The sequence below is a fragment of the Gordonia sp. DT218 genome (assembly GCF_049847105.1).
Lineage (GTDB): Bacteria > Actinomycetota > Actinomycetes > Mycobacteriales > Mycobacteriaceae > Gordonia.
In genome coordinates, this window is record NZ_JBNCNS010000001.1 from 227,956 (window position 1) to 247,750 (window position 19,795).

General features: G+C 68.8%; 17 protein-coding genes. 5 read left to right on the forward strand and 12 right to left on the reverse strand.

Annotation, left to right across the window (positions count from 1 at the left end; all coding sequences use genetic code 11):
- Position 1: 1 nt before the first annotated feature.
- The 11 genes from glmS to eccCa form a co-directional block, all read right to left on the reverse strand.
- Positions 2-1,864 carry a glutamine--fructose-6-phosphate transaminase (isomerizing) gene (gene glmS / locus ACPXCG_RS01060; protein WP_425788270.1) on the reverse strand — a complete coding sequence of 621 codons (1,863 nt, stop codon included), beginning with the start codon at positions 1,862-1,864 and terminating at the stop codon, positions 2-4.
- Between the two features lie 23 nt (positions 1,865-1,887).
- The gene (locus ACPXCG_RS01065) at positions 1,888-2,760 is read right to left on the reverse strand and encodes a dienelactone hydrolase family protein (RefSeq protein ID WP_425790413.1); all 873 of its coding nucleotides are present in this window, start codon (positions 2,758-2,760) and stop codon (positions 1,888-1,890) included.
- Positions 2,761-2,850: 90 nt separating this feature from the next.
- Positions 2,851-3,111: a hypothetical protein gene (locus ACPXCG_RS01070; RefSeq protein ID WP_425788272.1), complete on the reverse strand. Its 261-nt coding sequence runs from the start codon at positions 3,109-3,111 to the stop codon at positions 2,851-2,853.
- Positions 3,112-3,124: 13 nt separating this feature from the next.
- On the reverse strand, positions 3,125-4,114 hold the full coding sequence (locus ACPXCG_RS01075) for a hypothetical protein (protein WP_425788274.1): 990 nt from the start codon (positions 4,112-4,114) through the stop codon (positions 3,125-3,127).
- Complete coding sequence (locus ACPXCG_RS01080) at positions 4,111-4,452, reverse strand: hypothetical protein (RefSeq protein WP_425788276.1); 342 nt, start codon at positions 4,450-4,452, stop codon at positions 4,111-4,113. The genes ACPXCG_RS01075 and ACPXCG_RS01080 overlap by 4 nt, the downstream gene beginning before the upstream one ends.
- A 115-nt stretch (positions 4,453-4,567) precedes the next feature.
- Positions 4,568-5,266 carry an HAD family hydrolase gene (locus ACPXCG_RS01085; RefSeq protein ID WP_425788278.1) on the reverse strand — a complete coding sequence of 233 codons (699 nt, stop codon included), beginning with the start codon at positions 5,264-5,266 and terminating at the stop codon, positions 4,568-4,570.
- Positions 5,263-6,612, reverse strand: coding sequence for a phosphoglucosamine mutase (gene glmM, locus ACPXCG_RS01090; protein ID WP_425788280.1), 1,350 nt, complete (start codon positions 6,610-6,612; stop codon positions 5,263-5,265). The genes ACPXCG_RS01085 and glmM overlap by 4 nt, the downstream gene beginning before the upstream one ends.
- Positions 6,613-6,614: 2 nt before the next feature.
- A complete protein-coding gene (rpsI, locus tag ACPXCG_RS01095) occupies positions 6,615-7,202 on the reverse strand; it encodes a 30S ribosomal protein S9 (RefSeq protein ID WP_425788282.1) in 588 nt (195 codons plus the stop codon).
- Positions 7,199-7,642: a 50S ribosomal protein L13 gene (rplM, locus tag ACPXCG_RS01100; protein ID WP_425788284.1), complete on the reverse strand. Its 444-nt coding sequence runs from the start codon at positions 7,640-7,642 to the stop codon at positions 7,199-7,201. The genes rpsI and rplM overlap by 4 nt, the downstream gene beginning before the upstream one ends.
- Before the next feature lie 176 nt (positions 7,643-7,818).
- Positions 7,819-9,129: a type VII secretion-associated protein gene (locus ACPXCG_RS01105; RefSeq protein ID WP_425788286.1), complete on the reverse strand. Its 1,311-nt coding sequence runs from the start codon at positions 9,127-9,129 to the stop codon at positions 7,819-7,821.
- A gap of 4 nt (positions 9,130-9,133) precedes the next feature.
- Positions 9,134-13,216, reverse strand: coding sequence for a type VII secretion protein EccCa (eccCa, locus tag ACPXCG_RS01110; protein ID WP_425788288.1), 4,083 nt, complete (start codon positions 13,214-13,216; stop codon positions 9,134-9,136).
- Positions 13,217-13,331: 115 nt separating this feature from the next.
- Here eccCa and eccD point away from each other — a divergent pair, with 115 nt between their 5' ends.
- A complete protein-coding gene (eccD, locus tag ACPXCG_RS01115) occupies positions 13,332-14,882 on the forward strand; it encodes a type VII secretion integral membrane protein EccD (RefSeq protein ID WP_425788290.1) in 1,551 nt (516 codons plus the stop codon).
- 10 nt (positions 14,883-14,892) lie between these two features.
- Entirely contained in the window at positions 14,893-16,323 is a 1,431-nt protein-coding gene (gene mycP, locus ACPXCG_RS01120) for a type VII secretion-associated serine protease mycosin (protein WP_425790415.1), read from the forward strand.
- 32 nt (positions 16,324-16,355) lie between these two features.
- On the opposite strand, the gene ACPXCG_RS01125 is transcribed toward mycP, so the two are convergent.
- A complete protein-coding gene (locus tag ACPXCG_RS01125) occupies positions 16,356-17,309 on the reverse strand; it encodes a 4-hydroxy-3-methylbut-2-enyl diphosphate reductase (RefSeq protein ID WP_425788292.1) in 954 nt (317 codons plus the stop codon).
- Positions 17,310-17,413: 104 nt separating this feature from the next.
- Between ACPXCG_RS01125 and ACPXCG_RS01130 the strand changes: the two genes are divergently transcribed.
- The 3 genes from ACPXCG_RS01130 to ACPXCG_RS01140 are packed head-to-tail and all read left to right on the forward strand — an operon-like array spanning position 17,414 to position 19,781.
- Complete coding sequence (locus ACPXCG_RS01130) at positions 17,414-18,271, forward strand: lipid droplet-associated protein (protein ID WP_425788294.1); 858 nt, start codon at positions 17,414-17,416, stop codon at positions 18,269-18,271.
- The gene (xseA, locus tag ACPXCG_RS01135) at positions 18,268-19,524 is read left to right on the forward strand and encodes an exodeoxyribonuclease VII large subunit (protein WP_425788296.1); all 1,257 of its coding nucleotides are present in this window, start codon (positions 18,268-18,270) and stop codon (positions 19,522-19,524) included. The genes ACPXCG_RS01130 and xseA overlap by 4 nt, the downstream gene beginning before the upstream one ends.
- Entirely contained in the window at positions 19,521-19,781 is a 261-nt protein-coding gene (locus tag ACPXCG_RS01140) for an exodeoxyribonuclease VII small subunit (RefSeq protein WP_425788297.1), read from the forward strand. The genes xseA and ACPXCG_RS01140 overlap by 4 nt, the downstream gene beginning before the upstream one ends.
- Positions 19,782-19,795: the final 14 nt, after the last annotated feature.

Here is a 19,795-nt window from a genome sequence, read left to right on the forward strand (position 1 = left end):
ACTACTCGACGGTGACCGACTTGGCCAGGTTCCGCGGCTTGTCCACGTCGTAACCACGCGTCTGCGCGACGGTGGCCGCGAACACCTGCAGCGGGACGGTCGACACCAGCGGTTGCAGAAGGGTCGGTGTCTTCGGGATGGGGATCAGGTGGTCGGCAACGCTCGCCGCCGAGAGGTCGTCCTCCTCGGCGATCACGATCGTGCGCGCCCCACGTGCCTGGATCTCCCGGATGTTGCTCACCATCTTGGAATGCAGCAAAGCCCGGCCGTCCGCAGATGGCATCACGATGATCACCGGCAGACCGTCTTCGATCAGGGCGATCGGACCATGCTTCAGTTCGCCCGCCGCGAATCCCTCCGCGTGCATGTACGCGAGTTCCTTCAGTTTGAGGGCTCCCTCGAGCGCCACCGGATAGCCGACGTGCCTGCCGATGAAGAGCACCGTGTTGTGGTGCGCGAGCGACCGTGCCAGCTCCTGGACCGGCTCCATGGTCGTGAGGACTTCCTCGACGGCCTTCGACATCAGCTCCAGCGCCGCGAACTCGCGCGCGACCTCGTCGGCGTACTTGGTGCCGCGGGCCTGGGCGAGGGCGAGACCGACCAGGTAGGCCGCGACGATCTGCGCGAGGAAACACTTCGTCGACGCGACGCCGATCTCCGGACCCGCATGGGTGTAGAGCACGGCGTCGGACTCGCGCGGGATCTGTGCGCCGTTGGTGTTGCAGATGGCCAGCACCCGGGCTTTTTGGTCCTTGGCGTGGCGGACCGCCTCCAGCGTGTCGGCGGTCTCCCCGGATTGTGAGATCGCGACAACCAGCGTCGAACGGTCCAGCACCGGGTCGCGGTAGCGGAACTCGCTCGCGAGCTCGACCTCCACCGGGAGCCGCGTCCAGTGCTCGATGGCGTACTTGGCCAGCAGCCCCGCGTGATAGGCGGTGCCACAGGCGACGACGAAGACCTTGTCGACGTCGCGGAGGTCGTCGTCGGTGAGTCGCTGTTCGTCGAGAACGATGCGTCCGCCCTCGAGGTGGCCGAGGAGGGTGTCGGCGAGCGCGGCGGGCTGCTCGGCGATCTCCTTCAGCATGAAGAAGTCGTAGCCGCCCTTCTCGGCCGCGGCGAGGTCCCAGTCGATGTGAAAGGGCTTGCCCGCGCGCGGGTCTCCGTCGAAATCGGAGATCCGGTAGTAGTCGGCGGTGATCACCACGACCTCGTCCTGCCCGAGCTCGACCGCATTTCGGGTGTGCTCGATGAACGCCGTCACATCCGAGCTCACGAACATCTCGCCGTCACCGACACCCACAACCAGCGGGGTGGATCGACGTGCGGCGACGATGGTGTCCGGGTGATCGGAGTGGGTGAAGACGAGAGTGAAGGCACCTTCGAGGCGACGCAGCGCGGCGTAGGCACTGGAGACGAAATCACCGGCGGTGGGCCCGTTCGCGTAGTAGCTCTCGAGCAGGTGCACCGCGGTCTCGGTGTCGGTGTCGGAGAGGAACTCGATACCGGCATCCTCGAGTTCGGTGCGCAGTACGGCGTAGTTCTCGATGATGCCGTTGTGGACCACGGCGATCCTGCCGTCGGTGCTCAGGTGTGGATGCGCGTTGCGATCGGTGGGCTGGCCGTGCGTGGCCCAGCGGGTGTGCCCCATCCCGGTGCTGCCCACCAGGTTGTCCGGTCCGACCGTGGCGATCTGCTTGTCGAGGTTCTCGAGCCGACCGGCCTTCTTCTCGACCACGGTGTTGCCGTGCCCGTCGAGAATGGCCACCCCGGCCGAGTCATATCCGCGGTATTCCATCCGCCGAAGTGCCTCGACCACGATGTCCAGCGCATCGCGCCGCCCGACGTATCCGACGATTCCACACATAGACAGTCAGCGTACCTGTGAAGTCAGCTCTTTCGGGTGCGCCGCTTGCTTGGTTTGACCCCCAGCAGGTGTGACACCGGATCCACCGGCTGCACGGGCGGGTCGGCCAGATCGATCACGCCCAGTTTGCCCAGGCTGGAATCCGCGTCGGAGAACCCTTGGTACTCGGTGTCGCCGGCCACGGTGTGCAGCAGAAATCCGGTGCAGGCTGCGCGGACGAGGCCGTGGACGGCACGGTCCGACCCGTTCATCCCGACCAGGGACTTGACCGTCCGACGTTCCAGCAGATCCCGTGCGTTCCCCTTGGGAACAGTGCGCAACGCCACATCGCCGGCATAGGCCTGTGCCAGGGGCAGGGCGTTGGCCTCCGCGGTGTTGAGTTCACCAGCGCCCGCCACAATCAGTCCGGGCGCGGTGACCAGGCCGGCGGCCGGCAACAGCATCGACGTCGTCGGTGCCGGGAACACTGCGACCACGCCCGCCACCGCAGGTGCCGGTTGCCCCAGGATCGGTTGATCCGCAGCCGCCATCACGGCGGCCGCCGCGCCGAAACCGTGGCCGACGAGTCCGATCCGATCCGGATCGACGGTCACCGCTCCGGACCCGAGGGGGACCCGCGCGACGACTCCGAGGGCAGCCCGCAGGTCGGCCGCCAAGCCGACATCGGAGGCGAAGAAGCCGGTGTTCTCGTCCGGCGCGACGGTCACGAAACCCCAGGACGCGAAGTGGTAGAGGAGATCCCGGTACCTGCGACTGTCGGCCATCCACGTGTGTCCGAGGGCGATGGCGGGGAGTCTCCGCCCCGATTCCGGCGCGAACACCTGCCCGCGCATGCCGACGATCCCGAGGTCGCCACACAGGACGCGGTGAGGCCCGCGGCGCGACAACGGCGCCATCAGCTTGTCGGCCGATCGGGACGGCTTCGCGCCCCGTGTCGTCCGCTCAGATCTCGTCTGCCCTGGTTTCGCTGCCGGCACACCGACAGCCTATTCGTCCGGGGCCGATCGATGTGGACTGGCCTCGGCCACGTCGGCGGGTAAGAGAATTCGCGGCGTGGCGGTATCGGCAATGTCCGCGTCGGTCTGCAGCTTCTCCCGCAGTCGCTGGTCCGGGGCGGCGCTCGCGGAACGGAAGTCGGCGAGGTCCGAGGCGAGACGCCGCTGGGTCGCCGCGTACGCGTGGGATGCCGCGACGACCTCTGCGGTCGCTCGCCGTGCGACGGCCTCGATCTGGTCTGCGAGATTCACGATCGACCCGCTCTCATTCGTCGCCGGCCAGTGCCAGGTCGCCTGCCGACGGTGGCGTGGACTCATGCGCGTCCGGGCGGACCGGGGCTACGGCGCCCGGCTCGGGAGCACGAGCCGGCGCGGCGAGCGCGGTGTCCTCGGCGGGTGGATTCGCGGATACCGGCGCCTGCGGTTCCGGTGGGTCGGCACCGGCGTCCGGTGTCAGTTGCAACGGGACGTCGGGGCGATTGCGGGACGGTGCCGGCACATCGTCGTCGCCGGGCGCCTCGCCACCCCCGGCCGACCGGCCGGCCGGCGCCGTCGCTGCCTCCGGTGGCGTGACCACAGTGTCCGGTGCCCGTCCCTCCGTCTCGGTCGGAGGGTTGCCGGCCTGGGGGTACGGTTCGACATCCATCGCCTCGGTGACGCGATCGAGATGCCGCAGGATCTCGTCGATCCCGGAGACAGTGGCATGAGCCGTGGTGAAATACAGGCCGGCCCTCGACGCGATGTCGTCGATCACGATTACGGCTGGGAGTTCTCCCGCCACGATCGCCCCTGGGACCGCGGCCACCGGGACGCCGGCCACCAGCGGGGACGCCAGTTGGGCGACCGTGAGATACCACGTCCGCAACAGCTGATCGATCCCCGACGCCGCGGACCCGGTGGCCTCGGCCAGGGTCCGCAACACATGCAGGTCCGCTCCGGCGCGCCACTGGTGATCGACGACCGCGGCCACCGCCCGCGCGCCCGACTTGCTCACCCAGCCGCGACCGAGCCGGACCTGCTGTTCGGGTAGCCGGTGCAGCTGGTCGGCGACGGCACGGTGCGCCGCGTCGAGGCGGCGGCTGTCGGCGGCGAGGCCCGCGACGTCGAACGAACCGACCCTCCGGAACGGCCGGTGCACGTCCTCCTCGCCTGCCGTTTGCGCTCCCAGCGCCGCGCCAAGCGCCAGCACCTCGACCAGATCCTCGATCCCGGAGACGGCCTGGTCGCGCAGCGCCGAAAGCGAATCCCCTGTCACACGGCACCGGAACCGTCGGCGCGATGCCTGCCCACACTGCGGGTCACGCCGGTCGCGTTGTCGGCATCGGCGGCCTCGATGATCGCGATGCCCCGTCCCAGGGCATCGGCCAGTCGGTCGGCGGCCTGCGCCTGGTCCGCGAGTCGCCCCGTGATGACGCGGCCCATCTCCCGGTACCGTTCGCCCATCTCCCGGTACTCCTCGCCGATCGCCCAACGACCGAGTTCATGAGCCCGGATGTCCTCGGCGGCCGAGCCGACGACATCGGCGGCGCGGCGATAGAACGCCACCACCTTCGAGACCTCGTCGACGTCGACGGACATCTGCGAATCGGCCATCGGTCCCCCTTCTCCCGCTGCGCGACACGGGTCGAGTGAATTCGAGCACATGAACACGGGTGTGGCGTCGAAGTTTAGACGCGCGACGGCAAGGGCTGGTTCCCGGCCGAGAAAGTCAGTTCGGCAGGACCACGCCGTGGCGCATGACGGCGTCGACGAGCGCCGACGGTCGTTCCGATACCGGCGCGTCCTGGACCAGCTCGAACGCACAGCCGAGATGGCGAGAACCGCCGTCGGCCTCCGCGCTGTCACCCACCATCAGCGCGTCGTACGGCGCGACGCCGAGCGGGTCGAGTGCCGCGTGGAAGATTCGCGGGTTGGGTTTGATCGCACCGACCTCATAGGACAGGGCGTACTCGTCGACGAGGTCGTCGACACCGTGCAGCGCGAGCACCGCGCGCAGATCGAAGGCGATGTTGCTGACGACACCGACGGGGATGGCGGCGGCGCGCAGACCGCGCAGCACCGCCTCGGTGTCCGGGAAGATCTGCCACGAATGCGGATCGAGAACCCTGGCGTAGAGCTGCTCGGCGTGGCCTGGCGCGGTCAGCCCCGACGCGCGCAGCATCGCCAGATATGCGCGCCGGTGCTGCTTTGGGTCGAGATCCCTTTGCTCCCAGGCAATCCGGTCGTCGTCCTCGATGACCGTCGGCAGACCGACGGGTTGGGTCATCCGCCGGATCAGGACCGCCTGCGCGTCCAGATGCAGCGCGTTGCCGTCCTCGTCGTGCAGACCGTCGAACCAGTCGTCGCGCGCCTCGAACCGGAAGAGAGTGCCCGAGAAGTCGAACAGGACCGCCTTGGGAGTGCTCACGAGCCCGCAGCCTCGACCACGTCGACGATCCGACGTGCCACCACCCGCGCGGTGTCGGCAGAGCCGGCCTCGACCATCACGCGTACGAGTTGCTCGGTTCCCGACGGACGCAACAGCACCCGGCCGTGGTCGCCGAGTTCGGCCTCCGCGTCGGTCACCGCCTGCTTGACTGTCTGTGATTGGGCAACCGCGTGTTTGTCCGCGACCCGGACGTTGATGAGTTCCTGCGGGAGAACCGTCATGATGCCCGCGAGGTCGGCGATGCGGTCGCCTGTCGCAGCCATCTGCTCCATCAGGAGCAGGCCGGTCAGGATGCCGTCACCGGTGGTCCCGGAGCCGGGAACCACGATGTGCCCGGACTGTTCCCCACCGAGCGAATAGTTGCCACGACGCAACTCCTCGAGGACGTACCGGTCGCCGACGGCTGTCGTCCGCAGCGTGATCCCCGCCTCGCGCATGGCGATGTGCAGGCCGAGGTTGCTCATCACGGTGGCGACGAGGACGTTGTCGCGCAGGCGATCCCGGGACCGCAACGCGGTCGCGAGGATCGCCATGATGGCGTCCCCGTCGACGACCTGCCCGGTCGAGTCGACCGCGAGGCAACGATCGGCGTCACCGTCATGGGCCAATCCCAGATCGGCTCCGTGCTCGAGCACCGCCGCACGGAGCTTGTCCATGTGGGTGGATCCGCAGTCCTCGTTGATGTTGAGGCCGTCGGGCTCCGCGTGGATCGCGATGACGTCGGCGCCCGCGTCCGCGTAGGCCTGTGGCGCCAGCTCGAAAGCGGCGCCATGGGCGCAGTCCACGACCACGGTGAGGCCGTCGAGGCGATGTCCGATCGCGGCGGCGAGGTGCGCGCGATAACGGTCGCCCGCATCGGACGCGTCCACCACACGACCCACGGCTGCGCCGATCGGACGGGCGAAGTCGTCGTCGGCCATCGCGGCCTCGATCCGGTCCTCGACCGCATCGTCGAGTTTGTGGCCGCCGTCCGAGAAGAACTTGATCCCGTTGTCGGGCATGGGATTGTGCGACGCCGAGATCATCACGCCGAAATCGGCGCGGTAATCGGCCGTCAGGAATGCGACAGCGGGAGTCGGCACCACGCCGACGCGGATCGCGTCGACACCGGTGGCCGCCAGCCCCGCACACACCGCGGCCTCGAGCATCTCGCCGGAGGCGCGGGGATCACGGCCGACCACTGCGCGCGGACGTCCGCTCGCTTCGCTCGCGGAGCCGGCCTCGAAAACGACCGCGGCGGCCGAGGCCAGGCGCAACGCGAGCTCGGGAGTGAGCTCGTCGTTGGCCAGGCCCCGGACGCCGTCGGTTCCGAAAAGGCGTGCCAAGATCAGCGCTTGGAGTACTGCGACGCCTTACGGGCCTTCTTCAGGCCGTACTTCTTGCGCTCCACCGCACGCGGGTCACGGGTGAGGAAGCCGGCCTTCTTGAGGGCGGGACGATCATCCGGGGTGACCTCGATCAGCGCGCGGGCAATACCCAGACGCAGCGCGCCGGCCTGGCCCGAGGGACCGCCGCCGACGAGCTTGGCGAAGATGTCGAACGACTCGGTGCGCTCGACGGTGACCAGCGGGGCCTTGATCAGCTGCTGGTGCACCTTGTTGGGGAAGTACTCCTCCAGGGTGCGGCCGTTGAGCTGGAACTGACCCGACCCCGGGACGAGACGCACGCGCACGATGGCTTCCTTGCGGCGGCCGACGGTCTGGATCGGACGGTCGATGACGACCGGCTCACGCGAGTCGGCCGGTGCGGCCTCGACGTCGGTGTCGTAGTCGTCGGACGCGGTTTCGACCGACTCGACGGCCTGCTCGACAGCGGTCTCCGCGGCAGCGGTGTCGTCACCGGCGGCAGCCTGGACCTCTTCGGCGTTCTCCACGGCAGCTTCGACGGCCGGGTCGTTGATGTTCTCGTTCGTCACTGGGCCACCTGCTTGATCTCGAAGGGCACGGGCCGCTGAGCCGCGTGGGGATGGTTCGGGCCGGCATAGACCTTCAGCTTGGACGCCATGGCGTTACCGAGCTTGGTGTGCGGCAGCATGCCCTTGATGGCCTTCTCGACCACGCGCTCGGGGTGGCTCTCGAGCAGTTCGGCAGTGGTCTGGACCGTGAGCCCACCCGGATGTCCGGAGTGGCGGTAGTTCAGCTTGCGCTCGGCTTTGTTGCTGGTCATCGCGACCTTTTCGGCGTTGATGATGATGACGAAGTCGCCGCCATCGGCGTGGGGCGCATAGGTCGGCTTGTGCTTGCCGCGGAGCAGGTTCGCGCTCTGCACGGCGAGACGGCCGAGCACCACGTCGGTGGCATCGATGACATGCCACGCGTGCGTGATGTCACCGGCCTTCGGGGTGTAGGTGGGCACAGTTGTCCTCGACTCTTTGTCGTTGGGTGCTGGTCAGGCGAATGGCAGAGTTTGCTCCCGGCGACCAGTGGGGACCCGGGCCTCGACTATCTCCTCCGGTTCCCCGGCGAGGAGATGCCACGCACCAGCGATCCAGACTACGCGAAGCCCCTGATCAGGGTCAAAACGCGTCGCGATCACTGCGGCGCGATCCGCACCGACGACACCGCATGAGCGCATTCGGCGTCGACCGACTCCCCGGCCGTACCCGCCTGGCATCCGACCGACACCTGCAGTCCGTGCTCGACGAGCACGTACCAGCGGATCGCGCTGCCCGACGCGGGCGCCTCGCGGTAGCTGATCACGTCGCGGCCCATGAAACGGGTGATGGCCGAGAACTCGGTCACCACATCGTCGCCACGCTGGCGGATCCGGTTGCCGAGACTGGTCGCCACCGATGCCAGGGTCGAGTCGGTCCGCACGTCGCTCTGGACCACCAGAATCCGGCGACCGTCGGCACGATCGGCGAACACCGAGCGCGAGGGCTCGTCCGTTCCCCCATCGTCGGGTCGTCGTCCCAGCTCGCTGCGCCGCCAGTCGGCGGGGACGTCGATGGTGGTACGTCCGAGTGCCACCGTCTGCTCGACGGGCGGCCCCTCGGGGCCGCGTTGGAGAAAGCCGACCACACCGGCCACCAACGCCACCGCCACCGCGGTCACCCCCGCGGCGACGATCCACCGCCCGGTACGGCTGCGCGTCGGCCCCGGTGCATCCTGCGCGGGCCGTTCGACCGCACCGATCAGGCGATCGGTGCCCTCGGGCCGGCCGGTTCGCCATCCGTAGCGTCGGATCAGTTGCCGATCGACCGCCACCACCCGCCCGGCCAGCGCGTGCGTGGCGACGACGTCGATGGCCCGGGCCACCTCCGCGGGGTCAGCCCCGTCGACGAAGACCGCCTCGACCGAGTCGTCGACGATGGCCTCCGTGCGGGCGGCCATATCGTCGGACTCCGGTTCGAGGACGTCCGCGGCCTCGATCTCCCATCCGGCCGATGTGCGGCGCAGCCGGGCGACATCCCAGCGCGCACTCCTCGGCCGGGCCGGATCCACCGGCACGCCGGGAAAATGGGTCGTCTCGACGACTGCGCACCGTTGCATCGCCCCGTCGGAGTGGCTCCGCGCGATGAGCACCGCCCGAGGAACGAGGGTGACCGCTGCGCCGATGTCCTCGGTCGCGCGGTCGAGCACCGACGAACGCACACGTCCCCAGGTGCTGGGATACCCGACCACCATCGGCAGCGGACCGTCGGGGCCGGCCTCGGGCAGGTGCAGATCTCGCAATACGGCCTGCCACGCCTGGTGACCGTATCGGCGGGTACCCGCGACCATCACCGTCGGCGCGTCGACCGCCTCCAGCAAACCGGTCACGTCCGCCGATCGCCCAGCCGAGACCGACACCTGACCGAACGCGAGGTCGACCACTGTCGGTCGCAGCGCGGTGTGTGGCACCCGATCAGGCCTCGGGCTCGACGTAGCCGACCTGGATCATCTCCTGCGGCCGCGTCCGCGACACCAACTCACCGCGCCCCGGGATCAGTTGCTGCATGCGAACGCGACCGGTGATGTACCCCTCGTCGCGGTCGCCGCTCATCAGGAGCATGTCGCAGGAGAGGTCCTTGAGTCGTCCGATCAACGGGTCGAACATCGCCCGCCCGAGGCCGCCCGAGCGCCGGGCCAGGACGATGTGGAAGCCGATGTCGCGGGCCTGGGCCGCGAGGTCGACCAGCGGCAACAGCGGGTTACCCGAAGCCGTCGCGACCAGGTCGTAGTCGTCGATGACCAGGTAGACGTCCGGGCCGGTGTAGTAGGAACGGTCGCGCAGCTGCTGCGGGGTCACGTCTTCGGGCGGCAGCCGGTCGGTGAGGATCTGCGCCAACTGCTGCATCATCGGGATCGCCTTGTTCGCCGAACTGGCGTAGCCGCCCAGGTGATCACCGTCGATGATGCCGAGCATCGTGCGCCGGTAGTCGATGAACACGACCTTGACCTGGTCGGGAGTCGAGTCGCGCACCAGGCCGTGCACGATGTTGCGCAACAACGTGGTCTTGCCGTGCTCCACATCCGCGAACACCATGAAATGGGGCTGTGTGCCGAAATCGAGAACCACCGGCGCGAGTTCGAGTTCGCCGACACCGACCGCGACCTGGTTGGCGCCCAACGCAATACCCTTCGCCACCACCAGGTCGTCGACCTCGCGCTGAGCGATCTCCACGCCGAGCTTGCGGACGGCCATCGCCGCCCGGCCGCCGTAACCGCCGGCAAGCCGGTCGATCGCGAACTGCACCCCGGCCGGGAGGGATTCGGCCGCGCTGACACCGTCCAGGCGTGGTAGCGCGATGAGCATGTGCAGCTCTTCGGGGGTCAGGCCCCGACCGGGCCGGCCGTGCGGGACCAGCGCGGCAGCGCGGCGCCCCATCTCCGAATCCATCGCATCGCCGAGCTTCAACTCGATCCGACTGCCCATCAGGTCCTTGACCGCGGGCCGCACCTCGGCCCATCGCGAGGCAGTCACGATGACATGCACGCCGTATGAGAGACCCTGCGCGACGATCGCGTTGATCGGCTCCTCGAGGAAGTCGAGTTCGTTGCGGAGCACACCGACGCCGTCGAGCACCAGGAAGACGTCGCCGTGCCGGTCCGAAGCCAGCGGATCGGCGGGATCTATTCCGCCGCCGGCGAACCACTCCCGACGCCGCGCGCGGTAGTCGCGCATGGATTCGATCCCGAGCCGGGCGAACAGCAGTTCGCGGCTGCGCACGATCGCACTCACCTCGGCAACTGTGCGTCGCACCGCGTCCATGTCACCCCGCGAGGCGACCGAACCGACGTGCGGGAGGCCGACGATGCTCGCGAGACTGCCGCCCCCGAAGTCCAGGCAGTAGAACTGCACCTGTTCGGGGGTGTGGGTGGCCGCGGCCGACATGATCATGGTGCGCAGGGCGGTCGACTTACCGGATTGCGGGCCACCGACGACCGCGACATTGCCTGCCGCACCGGACAGATCGAGGATGTGGACGTCGCGTCGCTGATCGTAGGGTCGATCGACCTCCCCGACCGCGATGCGCAGATCGCCGACATCTGCGGGTATCGACCAGTCCCGACGCCCGACCAGCCCGTCGACGGTCGGCGACTGATCGAGCGGCGGCAGCCAGACCTCGTGTGCGGCAGGCCCGTGCCCGGCCATCCGCGTCACGAGGGTGTCCAGCAGGGTGGGCACCGACGCCGCGGCCGGATCGTCGTAGACCGGGATGTCGGTGTCCGGTGGCGGTTCTTCGTCCAGGAGCGCCTGCGCCTGGTCCAGCACCGAAGAACTCGCCGCGCCCGTGTCCAGCGGCACCGGCAAGGCGGTGAAGACCTTCATCCGGCCGCGCGGTCCGGTGTACGCCGGACCTTCGTCGATCACACCGTCAGGCGCCATCGGCGAGAAATAGGGACCGGACACATACGACGTATTGAAGCGAACCGGCTCGGCCGAATCGCATTTCAGGTAGGCCGAGCCCGGGACGCTGGGCAGGTGGTAGGCGTCAGGGACGCCGAGAACCGAGCGGGATTCGTTGGCGGAGAAGGTCTTCAGCCCGATCCGGTAGGACAGATGACTGTCGAGGCCGCGAAGCTTGCCCTCTTCGAGCCGCTGCGACGCCAGGAGCAGATGGATCTGCAACGATCGCCCGAGCCGTCCGATGGCGACGAACAGTTCGGCGAAATCCGGCTTCTGCGCAAGCAATTCGGAGAATTCGTCCACGACGATGAACAAGGCGGGCAATGGCTCGAGCCGAACGCCCGATGCGCGGGCCCGCTCGTAGTCACTGACGTTGGCGAAGTTGCCCGCCGCCCGCAACAGTTCCTGCCGGCGATTCATCTCGCCGGACAGCGCATCCTTCATCCGGTCGACCATCGAGAGTTCCTGCTCGAGGTTCGTGATGATCGCCGCGACGTGGGGTGCCGACTCCAGCCCCAGGAAGGTCGCACCACCCTTGAAGTCCACCAGCACGAGATTGAGCTCGGTCGGCGAATGAGTGGCGAGCATGGCCAGCACGAGGGTGCGCAGGAACTCGGACTTGCCCGATCCGGTGGCGCCGATACACAGCCCGTGCGGACCCATCCCGCCGTGCGCACTCTCCTTGATGTCGAGGTCGACGGGGGTGCCGCTCGGGGTGTAACCGATCGGCACTCGGAGGCGATCCCGTCCGGTACGTCCGCGCCAGTACACCGCCGGGTCGAACCGGGCCGCATCGGTGATGCCGAGCAGAGCGGGCAGACCTGGATCGCTCGAGGTCGCCTCGGACTCCAGGTTCGCCAGCGCCGCGGCTGTGGCCAGGCGGTACCGCGCCATCCGCCGCGCCAGCGTCTCGGCCTCGGGGATCGTGAGCGAGTCCATGTCGGCGAACTCCTCGACACCGAAGGCGCTGCGAGCAGCGACCTTGCGGTTGCGGACCACCAACTGCAGGCCGCGACGGGCGGCGAGCCCGTCCGGCGGGGCCGTCAGGTCGAGGACCGTCACGCCCTCCATGCCGGCGTCGTTGATCAGCCGTTCGTCGCCCGCGACATGGCCGTCGTCGAGCACCACGACGAGATGCGTCCGCCCGGGCGTCGGCGGGGCCGAACGACTGAAGCGACCCCGTTCGAGCAGATCGGCCGCCATCGAGTTCTCGAAGTCGGCCAGAGTCGGGTAGATCATCCGCATGGCACCGATACCGTCACGCAGCGTCGGGTGACCGACGTGCGGAAGCCATTTCGCCCAATCCCAGGCCTCGCCCGCGGGGTCTCCGGTGATGACCGCGACCTGCAGATGGTCGGGGCCGTGGAACGCACACAGTTCGACCACCATGGCGCGCACGAGATCTCGGGTCTCCTGTCGGGCACCTTCGATGTTCACCGCCGGAAAACCGCGCAGTGAGATCGCCGTCGGGAGCCGGTGCACCACGGAGTGGGTCCGGACGAAACGACGCAGGGCGACCATCGACACGGGCTCGATGTCCTCGAGCGGCCCGGTCTCCGGGGGCATCAGGCGCGTGGCGAGCCGCTGTGAGCCCACCCCCACCCGGACATGGGCGAAATCGCTGTCGGTCGGTCGCCGCTCCCACATCCGGCGGCCGCCCACGATGTCGAGCAGGGCGACCGGGTCGGGATGACTCCAGGTGAGTGCCGCGCGCTGAGCTTCCACGGTCTCGAGGACCTGGCCGCGTGTCTGACCGAGGTAACGGAAGTAGTCCTTGCGTTCCTCGTTCAGTTCGGCGGCACGTTTGCCGCCGCCCCGCCCGCCCGCGGCGAACATGCCGAACATCGACATCAGCATCATCAACGGGAACATCATGAACAGCGGGTTGGACAGGATGTTGCGGCCACCGGTCGCGAACATCATCGCGACCATGCCGACGACCGCGACCACCATGACCACGGGAAGCATCTTGGTGAGCATGTTGCCCGGGACCACCCGCGGCACGTCGGGCGGCGGCGCGATGTTCAGTTCCCCACCCGGTGTACGGGGAGGCGTGATCCGGGGACGCCGGACGAACCCCTCCGTTGTTGCCACCACTCGATCTCCCCCCGACCGACTCCGCGACCCCGAGTTCGTCCGCGGGGGCCGCGCTGCTACACAATTGACGCAGTTCGCTATGTTAACCGCGAACAGGGCGGGGAGGATCCACCAGATGTCGACTCTGGATTCGCGAGGGATGACGACACCCTCGCCGGCGATGGGGCCGGCCGGCAGCGCACGAGGTGGTGCGCACACCGGCGCAGGTATCGAGCCCGAATTGGTCAGGGTGTCGGTGCTGGGCGGGAACACGCAGTTGGACGTGGCTCTACCTGCAGCGTTGCCCATTGCTGCGCTGATTCCCGACCTGGTGGCCCAGGTCGACTCGCGCAACCCGACGCGCCGCGACACCGACGATCCGGACAGTGCGGACGAGCGGCCGTATGACCGTCAGAACCGCTGGACTCTGGGCCTGGTCGGCCAGGAACAGATCGCCCCGAACCGGTCGCTGTCGGAGTCCGGGATACGCGACGGCGACCTGCTGGTTCTCCGCTCCACCCGCACGGGCGACTCGCCGGCGTTGTTCGACGATGTCGTCGACGCCGTCGCTCGTTTGAATGAATCTCACTTCGCGAGTTGGTCGCCGCGGTCCGCCCGATACGTCGGTTACGTCGTCGCCGTCGCGGCCGCCATCGCCGCGGCCGTCGCGCTGGGCGCCCACCGCTGGACCAGCGGCGCCCTGTGGATCGCCGGGCTGAGCGGCCTCGCCGCCGTCGGACTGCTGACCGCGGGCACGATCGTCGCGCGTCATTACCGCGACGAGGCGAGCTCCGCCGTCCTCGTCTCATCGGCCATGCCGCTCGTCTTCGTCACCGGCATGCTCCTCACCCCGGGACGGTTCGGGTCCGCGCACCTGACACTGGGCTGCGCGGTTACCCTCGTCGCCGCCGTTCTCTCCTACCGGCTCACCGCGGTCGGGCCGGCCGTGCACAGCGCGATCACCACCGCTGCCCTCCTCGTCGGATTCGGTTGTGGCGCAGAAGTCTTGATTGACACGACGGTGCCGGACACTGCGGCGGTACTGGCCGCCGTCGGCCTCCTCGTGATCGCTCTGGCACCGCGCGCCACCATCATGCTGGCGAAACTGCCGCTCCCCCCGGTCCCCACCGCGGGAGCGGCGATAGACGCCGAGGACATCGAGCCGAAGCCTGCGATCGACGGGATCGGTGCGATCGGAGCAATGGCATTGCCGAAAGCGGACGCCCTCGAGCGCCGGTCCTTTGTGGCCAACGCGTATCTGACCGGCATCGTCGCCGGGACCGCGCTCGTCACCGGCGTGTCGGCAGTCCTCGCGGCGGCACCGCTCTCGGGGTTCGAGCCCAAGTCGGCGGCCTACGCCGCGATCATCGCGCTGGTGCTGTGCCTGCGCGGCAGGTCGCACAGCGATCTGGCGCAGGCCGCTTTCCTGATCGCGTGCGGGTCGCTCGCCCTGATCGCCCTGGTCACAGGCCTCGCATTCGGGGCGGGCAATTGGCCGATCATCGCGTTCGCGGTGGCATTGCTGATGGTGGTCGCCGCTTTCGTCCTGGGCGTGGTCGCGCCGAACCAGGAGTTCTCACCGGTCATGCGGCGCACCGCCGAGATCATCGAGTACCTGCTCGTCGCGGTCATCGTGCCTCTCCTGCTGTGGATTCTCGACCTGTACCGGATCGTCCGGGAGATCTGACGTGCGTCGGCTGGGTCGTTCGGCCCGATCCCGGCGCCGGCACCATCCGGCCCGCCGACTCCACGCAGGTGCGGCGCTGATCGCGACTCTCACGGTGATCGCCGTGTTCGGGGGCGGCCCTGCCGCTGCGATTACTCCCCCGAAGATCGATCCCGGAGCCCTGGTGCGTTCCGCGCCGACGGCGCCGCCCGAGGCGACCGAACAACGCACTCTCTGCGCGAGACCGTTGGCGACTGGCCGTCACGACAATTCCAAACCCACTGCCGCGCAATCGATGATGAATCTCCCAGAGGCGTGGCGGTTCAGCCGGGGCCGCGGGCAGAAGGTCGCCGTCATCGACACCGGGATCACCCCGCACCCGCGTCTGGGTCACGTGCAGGCGGGCGGCGACTACGTGTCGTCGGGCAACGGGCTGGTCGACTGCGACGCGCACGGCACGCTGGTCGCGGGCATCATCGCCGCCGCGCCGAGCCGCACTGATGCGTTCGCCGGCGTCGCGCCCGACGCCTCACTGATCTCGATCCGGCAGTCGAGCGGTGCGTACTCCGCAAAGGACCGCAGGTCCGACGACTCGGACCCCACCGTCGGTTCCGGGTACGGGTCCGTCCGCACGCTTGCCAACGCGGTGGTGCGGGCCGTCGACCTCGGCGCCACCGTCATCAACATCTCCGAGGTCGCGTGTGCTTCCGCCGGATCCCGGCTCAACGACAGGTCACTCGGCGCCGCGGTCAAGTACGCATATGACCGCAACGTCGTCGTGGTCGTCGCGGCCGGCAACTTGTCGCAGAACTCCGGATGTCAGCACCAGAACCCGGCACCGGCAGGCGGCGACACCGACGGCTGGGGATCGGTGTCCACCATCGCCAGTCCCGCCTGGTTCTCGCCGTATGTGCTGGCCGTCGGCTCGGTCGATGCCGGTACCGGCGCGCCGAGCGGATTCAGCCTGCACGGTCCCTGGGTGAGCGTGGCGGCACCGGGCACCGACATCGTCAGTCTCGACAGCACCCGCGGATCGTCGAGACTCGTCGATGCGCAGCAGGGACAGGACGGGCCGATCCCGATCGCGGGCACGAGTTTCGCGACCCCGTACGTGGCGGGTGCGGTCGCGCTGGTGCGGGCCCGGTTCCCCCGACTTCGTCCGGCCGAGGTCATGGCGCGCATCACGCGGACCGCCCACGCCCCCGGCACTGGGCGCGACACCGAGATCGGATATGGGGTCATCGATCCGGTGGCGGCCCTGACCAGCGAGATCCCGGACGGCCTGCCGAATCCGACCGAAGCGAGGGCGATTGCCGTGCCGAGCCCGCAGACTCCCGTCGATCACACCGCCCGCGACGTCGCGCTCATCGGTGCCGGGCTCTGTGCTGCGGTGATCGCGGTGGTGCTGGCGGTGGCGCTGCCGCATCGGCGGGTGCGGCGCCTCGACCCAGACGAGTACTAGGCGAGTACTGGACGATCACGTCCGCGTTCGGCTCACTTCGCCGTGCGCGCGGGTCGCAGTTCGCGCGGCAACGCGAAGGTCAGCGTCTCGTTCGCGGTGTTGACGGTGTCCACCGAGTCGTATCCGTGCTCGGCGAGGAGATCGAGGACGCCGCGTACGAGGACCTCGGGCACGGACGCACCAGAGGTGACACCGACCGTCGTCACGCCCGCCAACCAGGAGACGTCGATGTCGCGCGCATAGTCGACGAGGTACGACGCGGCCGCCCCGTTCTGCAGAGCCACCTCCACCAGGCGCTGGGAGTTCGACGAGTTCTGCGAACCGACCACGATCACGAGATCGCATTTCGGCGCCATCGCCTTCACCGCGACCTGTCGATTCTGCGTGGCGTAACAGATGTCGTCGCTCGGCGGGTCCTCGAGCAGCGGGAACTTCTCGCGCAGCCGTTTGACGGTCTCCATCGTCTCGTCCACCGAGAGCGTCGTCTGCGACAACCAGATGACCTTCGATTCGTCGCGCACCTCGACGTCGTCGACGTGATCCGGACCGTCCACGAGCTGGATGTGCTCGGGGGCCTCGCCCGCGGTGCCCTCTACCTCTTCGTGACCCTCGTGGCCGATGAGGAGGATGTCGTAGTCGTCGCGGGCGAACCGTTTGGCCTCCTGGTGCACCTTGGTGACCAGGGGGCAGGTGGCATCGATCGTCTTCAGGCTGCGCTCGGCTGCGGTCCGATGAACCTCCGGCGACACGCCATGCGCCGAGAACACGACGATCGCACCTTCGGGCACCTCATCGGTCTCGCCGACGAACACTGCCCCGCGGTCGGTCAATGTCTCGACGACATGGCGGTTGTGCACGATCTCCTTGCGGACGAACACGGGGGCACCGTGCTTGTCGAGAGCGCGCTCCACGGTCTCGACGGCACGATCCACCCCGGCGCAGTAGCCGCGTGGTTCGGCCAACAGGACACGCTTGCGATCAACCATGCCGTCCAGCCTACGGGCTGTCGCCGCCCGTCTGCGCCCGGCGCAGGATCGGCCCGGCATGTCCTGGGGTGGATCAGTACCCCGTCGGATGGCAGAGTGTGGTCATGGTTCGCGCACCGTATCCGGCCCGCATCGCCGCCGGTCTCGTCGTCACCGCGATCGAGGAGACCCGAAAGCTGCCCGCTCTCGTGATCACCCTGCCGATGACAGCGGTCAGCCAGACGTTGCAGGCAGGAATGCGGGTACAGCAGAACATCGCCGAGCTCGCCATCAAGGGCGACCTCGCGCTCGAGACGCTGTTCGAGAAGCCCTCCGACCAGCCCGAGTGGGCGCGGTTCGACGACGATGACGACGCCATCGACGCCGAGGCCGCCCGAACCCCCATCGAGAGCCGGGACATCGACGGCGCCCCGGTCACTCCTGTGTCCGAAAACACATCAACCGGCCTCGGGGCGTCCGACGCCGCGGACCCACCCGCCCACCCGGCATCGGCCGAGAAGTCGCCCGCGAAGAAGTCGCCGGCCAAGAGGCCTGCGGCGAAGAAGGCCGCGGCGAAGACGTCTGCGGCCACGAACTCCGCGTCGAAGTCGGCGGGCACCGAGCAGGGCTCGACCCCTGACCGACGCACGGCCTCCGATGACGCGCCCGGCGCCGACCCCGCGGCCGGTCGATTCGCTCTCTACAGCGCTCCCCCCGAGGGAGTTGTGAACGCGGACGGTGACAAGAACAACGCGACCAAGACCGCACCGACGCTCGACGGCCCGGTCCCCGAGATCGTCGAGTACATCGAATACGACAACCTGACCCTCGCCCAGCTGCGCGCCAAACTGCGCACCGTCGGGATCGACGAACTCGAGCAGCTCGCGGCATACGAGAAGGCGACCAGGGCGCGCGCACCGTTCGTCACCATGATCGACAATCGCATCGCCTCGCAGAACAGCAAGCGGCAACAGACCACGTGACCTCAGACCAGGCGACATCGGGTGCGCAGTCGTCGAACTCCGCCGAACACCCATGGCCGGTACGGACCGTCAACACCAAGATCGCCGACTGGATTCACCGGCTGGGGCAGATCTGGGTCGAGGGTCAGGTGACGCAGATCAACCGCCGGCCCGGCACCCGGGTCGCCTTTCTCACCCTGCGCGACCCGGCCGCCGACATCTCGATCTCGGTGACCTGCAGCCCGGATCTGCTCATGCGGACCGAGGTTCCGCTCACCGAGGGAAGTCACGTGGTGGTACTCGGTCGGCCGACGTACTTCACCGGTCGCGGCACCGTGTCGCTCCGGGTCACCGACATCCGGCCGGTCGGCGTGGGCGAACTCCTGCTCAGGATCGAACGCCTGCGACAGCTGCTGGCCGCGGAGGGCCTGTTCGACAGTCGCCTCAAGCGGCCCCTCCCATTCTTGCCCAGGGCGGTCGGCCTGATCAGCGGCCGGTCCAGCGCCGCCCAGCGGGACGTCGTGGCGGTGGCGGGCAATCGCTGGCCCGCGGTGCGTTTCGAGGTGCGCGATGCGCCGGTCCAGGGGCCAACCGCGGTGCCGCGGATCCTCGGCCATCTCGCCGATCTCGACGCCGATCCCGACGTCGAGGTCATCATCATCGCCCGAGGGGGTGGAAGCGTCGAAGACCTCCTCCCCTTCTCCGATGAGGCCCTGCTGCGAGCGGTGTCCGCCTGCCGCACCCCGGTGATCAGCGCGATCGGGCACGAACCCGACGCCCCGTTGCTGGACCTGGTCGCCGACTTGCGCGCAGCGACCCCGACAGATGCCGCCAAGCGCGTCGTACCGGATGTCGCGGCGGAGCTGGCCGGTGTCGCGGAGATGCGGCGGCGCAGCGCACATGCCCTGCGCAATTGGGTGCGGCGGGAGGCGCATGTCGTCGACGGGCTCCGTGCCCGACCGGTGCTGGCCCGGCCTTTCACCATGATCGACGCCCACGCCGAGCAGATCGACCGGATGCGGCGCGACATCCGCCGCGATGTCCGGCGGCACGTCGATGCCGAGGACCGTCGCCGCGAACATCTGTCGGCCCGGTTGGGCACACTGGGCCCCGCACAGACGCTCGCCCGCGGATATGCCGTGGTGCAACGTACCGACGTCGATCCGGCCCATGTGGTGAGCGCCGTCGCCGACCTGCCCAGTGGTGCCCGGCTGCGCATTCGGGTGGCCGACGGTGCCGCAACGGCAAGCGTGACCGAAGGAGACAAAGCGTGAACGGGGATGCGGACCAAGAGAATCCGGAACTCGAGGAAGAGGACTGGACCCCGGTCGAGGAACTCGGTTACGAAGAGGCTCGCGACGAACTCGTCGATGTGGTGGCCACCCTCGAACACGGGGGCCTGGATCTCGACGCCTCACTCGCGCTCTGGGAGCGCGGGGAGGCACTGGCCGCACGTTGCGAGGAACACCTGGCCGGCGCCCGGGACCGGATCGAGTCCGCCCTGGCCGAGGGCGATGACGACGACGACTGACCTACCGACCGGCT